Genomic DNA, 1,672 nt, shown 5'->3' with positions numbered 1-1,672 from the left:
TGTTGGTTTCTATTCTGAGGTCTTCGTATTTTGTATAGTCTACCTTGGAAAGAGATTGCTTTCCATCATGTATTACTTTGCTTTCGGGTACCAGAAAAGTTTTCTTTTTGTGAAACAAAATGCGGTTTACATATTCGAGATCTTCACCATAATGAAAAAAATAAGGGTTGAATCCTCCTATAATTTCAATAGTCTCCTTTGGTAAGAACCAATGAGCAGCATTGATGAAGCTTATTTCGTAAAAGGGCTGTAAAGTCTGAAAATAAAGATCAGAAATCAGACGTGTCTCAAAATTATGAGCAATATATTTATCAAGAAAAATATCCAGTTTTTTACCCGTTCCGTCGATATGCATCGGGCTCAGTATACCTATTTCTTCTTTGTCGGGATGGAGATTGTAAACATTCAGGAGCTTTTCTACACTGTCGTTAAAAATCCATGCATCCTGATTCATCAGATAAAAGAAATCTGCTCCTTTTTGATAGGCTTTTTCGATTCCTATGTTATTGGCTTTTCCGAATCCTAAATTTTTTTCAGACTGAATCAATTCAACTTCGGGAAAATTGGACGTAATGTATTTTTGTGTGCCGTCTGTGGAACCATTGTCTACCACAATACAGTGAACAGGTACAGAAGACTGCCTTAAGCTGGTAAAGCATTTTTCTGCCCATTTCATGGCATTGTAGGTAACAATAATAAAATAAATTTCAGGCATTTGTGTTCTGTTCTAAATATATTTTTCAGCTAAATTTTTTAAATAATTTTCAGCATCTATTTCTCTAAAGAAATCGTTGACCGATTCATCAAAATCGACTTTATAAAAGTCTCCTTCATCCGATTCCTGATAATTTGCTTCTTTTTGAAGCTTGTTCCGGATGGCTTCTACAATTTCCTTTAAATCATAATAATACGGATAGGCAAAATTAATGGTTTGATTATTAATATTTGCACAGTTTGATTCTAAAAATTTTGTAATATCATCAATATCCAGCAATAATCTTCTGGCTTTTTGATGAAGCAAGAAATTATTTCCATGCATAATTTGTGTTTTGAGGAAATTGAAAAGGGTATTCGGATTTCCGCCTTTGCCTACAATATTACCGACCCTTAAAATGATGTAATTTTTGCAATTTCCTTTTATGAAATTTTCAATTTCCAGTTTGTGCAAAACGTATGGACTTTGCTGTTTTGAAAGATCATTTACACTTAAAGTGGAAAAATAAAAAAGTTTATTTTCCTCATGTTGTATAATGCTGTTTTTTAGCAGAGAAAATTCTCTTTCAAATTCCGAGCTTCTTGTTTCGAGAGAGTTTGAAACTCCGGAAGCAAAGTAAAGATTGTCTTCGGTATCGATATTTTTTAGTGAGTTGGCAATGAGTCCGTTTCCTATAATCATGCAGATAAGCCTTTTTAATAAATTTTAATTCTTTGTGTGTTTGTTGATATTTCCGGAATATCTTATATAATGATAATATTTTTTTAAGATTTCCAAATGATCTCTAAAATTAAGTTTTTTAGGATAAAATTGTAATGTAAATAAAATATTTTTTCGAGTAACCGGATAAAATCTGAAATAATTATACAAAAAACCTTGAAATACTTCTTTTTCTACATCAGGATCTATTCTTTGTTTAAAATCTGATCCTAATTTTTTTTTAACTTTTATATTGGC

The 1,672-nt window shown here is 31.2% G+C and carries 2 protein-coding genes and 1 pseudogene; all 3 read right to left on the bottom strand.

Features of this window, described 5'->3' with window-relative positions; all coding sequences use genetic code 11:
* Positions 1-715 (bottom strand): glycosyltransferase family 2 protein (locus WFK35_RS22635; RefSeq protein WP_336734881.1); only part of this gene is annotated, 715 nt, incomplete at its 3' end.
* Between the two features lie 12 nt (positions 716-727).
* The gene (locus tag WFK35_RS22630; protein ID WP_336734879.1) at positions 728-1,396 is read right to left on the bottom strand and encodes a hypothetical protein; all 669 of its coding nucleotides are present in this window, start codon (positions 1,394-1,396) and stop codon (positions 728-730) included.
* A gap of 24 nt (positions 1,397-1,420) precedes the next feature.
* A pseudogene (locus WFK35_RS22625) lies at positions 1,421-1,672 on the bottom strand (glycosyltransferase); the annotation flags it as partial.

The sequence above is a fragment of the Chryseobacterium sp. VD8 genome (assembly GCF_037149975.1).
Lineage (GTDB): Bacteria > Bacteroidota > Bacteroidia > Flavobacteriales > Weeksellaceae > Chryseobacterium > Chryseobacterium indicum.
Note: the sequence above shows the minus strand (reverse complement) of the source record. Positions and strands in the feature narration are given on the sequence as shown.

Coding starts and splice junctions, on each gene's coding strand:
- WFK35_RS22630 (WP_336734879.1), bottom strand. CDS start 1,396: ATGATTATAGGAAACGGACTCATTGCCAACTCACTAAAAAATATCGAT.